Raw genomic sequence first — 4,867 nt, 5'->3', positions numbered from 1 at the left:
CCACATGCTCCACCGCTTGTGCGGGCCCCCGTCAATTCCTTTGAGTTTCAACCTTGCGATCGTACTCCCCAGGCGGGGCACTTAATGCGTTAGCTGCGGCACTGATCCGCCTAAGGCAGACCAACACCTAGTGCCCATCGTTTACGGCGTGGACTACCAGGGTATCTAATCCTGTTTGCTCCCCACGCTTTCGCGCCTCAGCGTCAGTTGCGGGCCAGGAAGCCGCCTTCGCTACCGGTGTTCTTCCTGATATCTACGCATTTCACCGCTACACCAGGAATTCCACTTCCCTCTACCGCACTCAAGAACAGCAGTTTCAAAAGCAGGCCATGAGTTAAGCCCATGGTTTTCACTTCTGACTTACTGTTCCGCCTACGCGCCCTTTACGCCCAATGATTCCGGACAACGCTTGCCCCCCCCGTATTACCGCGGCTGCTGGCACGGAGTTAGCCGGGGCTTTCTCTGGAGGTACCGTCAAGCCTTGATCCTATTCGAACCAAAGCAATTCTTCCCTCCTAACAGGACTTTACACTCCTTGGAGCTTCATCATCCGCGTTGCTGCGTCAGGCTTTCGCCCATTGCGCAATATTCCTCACTGCTGCCTCCCGTAGGAGTCTGGGCCGTATCTCAGTCCCAGTGTGGCCGGTCACCCTCTCAGGCCGGCTACCCATCGTCGCCTTGGTGAGCCGTTACCTCACCAACTAGCTAATGGGGCGCAGGTCCATCCTCTCGTGCTACCCGAAGGCAGCTTTGATCAAAATAACATGCGCTATTTTGATATTATCAGGTATTAGCCCGACGTTAGTCGGGTTATCCCTGTCCAAAGGGCAGGTTACCTACGTGTTACTCACCCGTTCGCCAGTTTACTCAGAATTCCGAAGATTTCCTTTCTCCTTGACTTGCATGTGTTAAGCACGCCGCCAGCGTTCGTCCTGAGCCAGGATCAAACTCTTCATTGTTTGTTTATTTTTATCTTTTCTTTTCAGAAAGATAACCTTACAAATTGACAAAGGCTCATGCACGCTTTACTATTTACAAAGAACAATTTGCTTATTGCAAAATAAAAGATACAAAAATTAATTCTAAAAGTCAAGAGAAAATTTTACTTTTTCAACTTTTTTCTTTTGAAAATTTGCCCTTCGCGTTTTTTTCAAAGGGCTTTATAATATAACATTTTTTGGGAAATTGTCAAGTCTTTTTTAATATTTTTCAAAACCCGGTTTGCATTTTTTCAGGAGAAAATGAGATAACATTTTTTTTTCAAACAGTCAAGTTTTTTTCAGTTTATTATCTTTTCCCCATTGCCCCGCCCTATTTTTTTAAAGGGTCGTATAAGATAACAATTTTTTTTAAATAGTCAAGTCTTTTTTTCACTTTTTTGCATTTATTTGGTTTTCACTCGGTGATATCTCTTTTTCCCGGCGCGAAGGATGAGTTGCCCATCTTTAAAATCAGCGAATTTTACCATTTTGTCGATACTTTCTACCCTTTTTTCATTGATGTAGCAACCTCCCTGCTGAATCAAACGCCGGGCATCGCTTTTTGATTTTGCTAATTTTGTCTCGAAAAACAAATCCACCACATTCATGCCATCGACAAAAACAGTGCGCTCGAAATCTGTCGCAGGCATGGCATCAATGTCGCCGCCGCCGCTGCCAAACGCTGCTCGTGCTGCTTCCTCGGCTTTTTTTGCTTCTTTCTCGCCGTGAGTAATCTTTGTCGCCTCAAAAGCAAGAATCTGTTTCGCTTTTCTCAAATCAGCTCCCTGCAGCGAACCTAATTTTTTCACCTCGTCCATAGGAAGAAATGTGAAAAATGCCAGAAATTTTTCCACATCCAGATCATCTACATTGATCCAATATTGGTAAAAATCATAAGGCGACGTTTTGTTTGCATCCAGCCACAAGGCGCCTTTAGCAGTTTTTCCCATTTTTTGGCCGCCGGCCGTCACCAGCAACGGAAAAGTCAATCCGTAAGCCTGCTTTCCTTCGATGCGCCGAATCAAATCAATTCCGGCGACAATATTGCCCCATTGATCATCGCCGCCCATTTGCAAACGGCAATTGTGCTTCTGAAAAAGCATTAGAAAATCGTACGCTTGCAGCAACTGATAATTAAACTCCAGAAAAGACAATCCGGTTTCCAGACGAATTTTGTAGGATTCAGCCGCCAACATGCGATTAACGCTGAAATGTTTACCAATATCGCGCAAAAAATCAATATATTTCAAATTCAACAGCCAATCACCGTTGAAAACGACTTTTGCCTTTTCCTGATCAAAATGCAAATATCGGTTTAACTGCTCAATCAACTTTTGCGCGTTGGATTCGATTTGCTGCTGAAAAAGCATTTTGCGCATTTCAGTTTTGCCGCTGGGATCGCCAATCATCGCCGTTCCGTTTCCGATGATCACAATGGGCACATGGCCCCGACGCTGCATGTGCATCAGCGCCATTATCGGCATCAGACTGCCGGCGTGCAGACTTTCCGCTGTGGGATCAAAGCCAATGTAATGAACCACTTTTTCAGAGCCCAAAAGAGAGGAAAGCGCCTCTTCATCGGTCACCTGCTGAATAAATCCGCGTTCACGAAGAGCGTCAAAAACATTTTCGTCCATTTAAGCTTCCACCTTTGAAGTTATTTTATTCTGTACTTGCCTTTTTCCTTAAATTCTCGTTCAATCATTCGCTGCTCATCTCGGCGCGCAATGTCTCTTCGCCGATCCACAACAGATTTTCCTTTTGCCAGACCAAGAGCGATCTTAGCCCTTCCGCTTTTAAAATAAATTTTCAGCGGAATCAGCGTCATGCCGCGTTCCGTGATTTTTCCGATCAATCGCTTTATTTCCCGCTTGTGCAGCAACAACTTCCGCTCACGTTCGGGGTCGTGGTTAAAAATATTTCCCTGCTCGTAAGGGCTGATGTGCATATTTACCAGATAAATCTCGCCGTCTCTCACCGTGGCATAGCTGTCTTTGATATTGACTTTGCCCTTGCGCAGCGATTTGACTTCTGTGCCCTGCAAAACGATTCCCGCCTCGATTTCTTCGACAATTTCATAAAGAAAGCGGGCTTTTCTATTGACACTTACGATTTTTATTCCCATTACAATTCGCTTCTTTCAAACATAATTCTTGCAATGCAGATTTTCTGCCATTTCTTCAACGCCCTAAAATAGTATTTTTCTGAATAAAAGTCAAGAACCAAAACAAAAAGCTTGACTTTTTTTGTAAGATTTATTAAATTCAAGCTGTTCAATGCCGAAGTGGTGAAATTGGCAGACGCGCACGGTTCAGGGCCGTGTGGGCTTACGCCCGTGTGGGTTCGAATCCCACCTTCGGCACTAATTTTTCTCGATAAAAAGAGGCAGTGTTTCATTGCCTTTTTTATTTTTGCAACACAACTTACCACACTGTTCTGTCTGAACTTAACTTCTTAAAAAAGCGAGATCGCCATGACTACTGAAGATCCAAACGAGTACAGTAAACGCAAATTCCGCGGGCTGATTTATATATTTCTCGGAATCATCGGACTGGGCTATGAATTGATATTTGCAGAATCAATTCGGTCATTGATTCTCGTCGGCTACGGCGTTGTCATTTTGCTCGGTATTTTTTATTTCTCTTTTTTCCGAGGCAGAGCCCAAAATTTCAATAAATCAAATTAGAAAACTATCATGCGACTCGTCAATAAATATTTTCTTCATTGCCTCCCCCTAATCATTCTCACTATTTTTTTGTCCTGCGCCTCTTTTGAATATTATTCTGCTGAAATTTATGCGGAAGACAATGATTGGGATAAAGCGGTTGAATATTTGAAAAAATCAATCATCAAAAATCCCGCTGACATCAAGTCGTATCTCTTATTGGGGCAGGTTTACGGCATGAAAGAAAATTACGAAATGATGAATCTGGCGCTGGAAAAGGCGCGATCGCTCATTCCCGACACGACAAATAATAACAATTGGCGGGAAATCCAGTACATCCGTGATGATTTTTGGACATTTTGTTTTGACAATGGCGTCTCTTTTTTCGAAAATCAAGAATTTGCCGAAGCTGGTTTTAGTTTCTACCAATGCCTGACCATCGACCCCGAGCGGCCTGAGGCTTACGTGAATTTAGGGTTGGTGGAAGAAAAACTCAATTTGCCGGATTCGGCTATTTTCCATTACCAGCAGGCTTTCGCAAAGGACACGAGCAATCTCGACCTCATGTTCTACGCTGCCAATCTGTGTCTTGAATTGGAAAAATTTGGCAAATCGCTGGAACTGGCAGATCAAATTTTATCTGTTCATCCGCAAATGACGCAGGCGCTGGTTCAAAAAGCGATTGCCTTCGACATGGGCGGAGAAATTGATTCCGCTATCGCTTGCTACCAAAAAGCAATTGCCACGGAAAGTGAAAATCCTGATTTGTACTACAATCTTGGGCGATTGCTTTTCATTAAAGGCGACTATTTGCCAGCGATTGAAAATTTCAAAAAAGTCATCAAAAAATCCCCGCATGACGGAGAGACGTTTTCTTTGATAGGCGAATGTTATTTTTCTTTGGGCGAAGATATGATCATCGAACAGCAAAAATCCCTCTCCGATTCCACAATTCCACCGCCTGAAGAAGCGATAAAATTTCTGAAAAAATCAATTCATTATTTTGAAAAAGCGCTGGCAAGCGGGATTGACGACCCTGATGTAAAAAATATGCTGGCAATGGCTTATTCGCAGATTAAATCCGAAAATAAGCCAACTCCTAAACAGAATTGAAAATATCAGCAACAAAACAAACGTCAGCCTTGCCCAGCAAAAAAAATTTCACCCAAAATTTACTTTCCTCAAAAAATTTCCAATAAAATTATATTTCATGTGTTATTAG

General features: G+C 43.3%; 4 protein-coding genes, 1 tRNA gene and 1 rRNA gene. 3 read left to right on the top strand and 3 right to left on the bottom strand.

The annotated features are described in order from the left end of the window. The 3 genes from GXO74_08985 to smpB form a co-directional block, all read right to left on the bottom strand. Positions 1-955: ribosomal RNA gene (locus GXO74_08985) — 16S ribosomal RNA — on the bottom strand; the annotation flags it as partial. Positions 956-1,384: 429 nt separating this feature from the next. Next, entirely contained in the window at positions 1,385-2,617 is a 1,233-nt protein-coding gene (locus GXO74_08980; protein NOZ61803.1) for a tyrosine--tRNA ligase, read from the bottom strand. Between the two features lie 20 nt (positions 2,618-2,637). Then, positions 2,638-3,105 carry an SsrA-binding protein SmpB gene (gene smpB, locus GXO74_08975; GenBank protein NOZ61802.1) on the bottom strand — a complete coding sequence of 156 codons (468 nt, stop codon included), beginning with the start codon at positions 3,103-3,105 and terminating at the stop codon, positions 2,638-2,640. 153 nt (positions 3,106-3,258) lie between these two features. Between smpB and GXO74_08970 the strand changes: the two genes are divergently transcribed. The 3 genes from GXO74_08970 (at position 3,259) to GXO74_08960 (ending at position 4,758) form a co-directional block, all read left to right on the top strand. After that, a tRNA-Leu gene (locus tag GXO74_08970) sits at positions 3,259-3,342 on the top strand. Positions 3,343-3,453: 111 nt separating this feature from the next. After that, positions 3,454-3,666, top strand: coding sequence for a hypothetical protein (locus GXO74_08965; protein ID NOZ61801.1), 213 nt, complete (start codon positions 3,454-3,456; stop codon positions 3,664-3,666). A 9-nt stretch (positions 3,667-3,675) separates the two neighbouring features. Next, entirely contained in the window at positions 3,676-4,758 is a 1,083-nt protein-coding gene (locus GXO74_08960; protein ID NOZ61800.1) for a tetratricopeptide repeat protein, read from the top strand. Positions 4,759-4,867 lie beyond the last annotated feature (109 nt).

Source organism: Calditrichota bacterium, assembly GCA_013152715.1.
Classification (GTDB): Bacteria; Zhuqueibacterota; Zhuqueibacteria; order Thermofontimicrobiales; family Thermofontimicrobiaceae; genus 4484-87.
This window is presented reverse-complemented; position numbering and strand designations above follow the sequence as displayed.

What these genes read in the sequence shown, in the direction of transcription:
- GXO74_08980 (NOZ61803.1), bottom strand. Translation starts at nt 2,617, where the DNA reads ATGGACGAAAATGTTTTTGACGCTCTTCGTGAACGCGGATTTATTCAG.
- smpB (NOZ61802.1), bottom strand. Translation starts at nt 3,105, where the DNA reads ATGGGAATAAAAATCGTAAGTGTCAATAGAAAAGCCCGCTTTCTTTAT.
- GXO74_08965 (NOZ61801.1), top strand. Translation starts at nt 3,454, where the DNA reads ATGACTACTGAAGATCCAAACGAGTACAGTAAACGCAAATTCCGCGGG.
- GXO74_08960 (NOZ61800.1), top strand. Translation starts at nt 3,676, where the DNA reads ATGCGACTCGTCAATAAATATTTTCTTCATTGCCTCCCCCTAATCATT.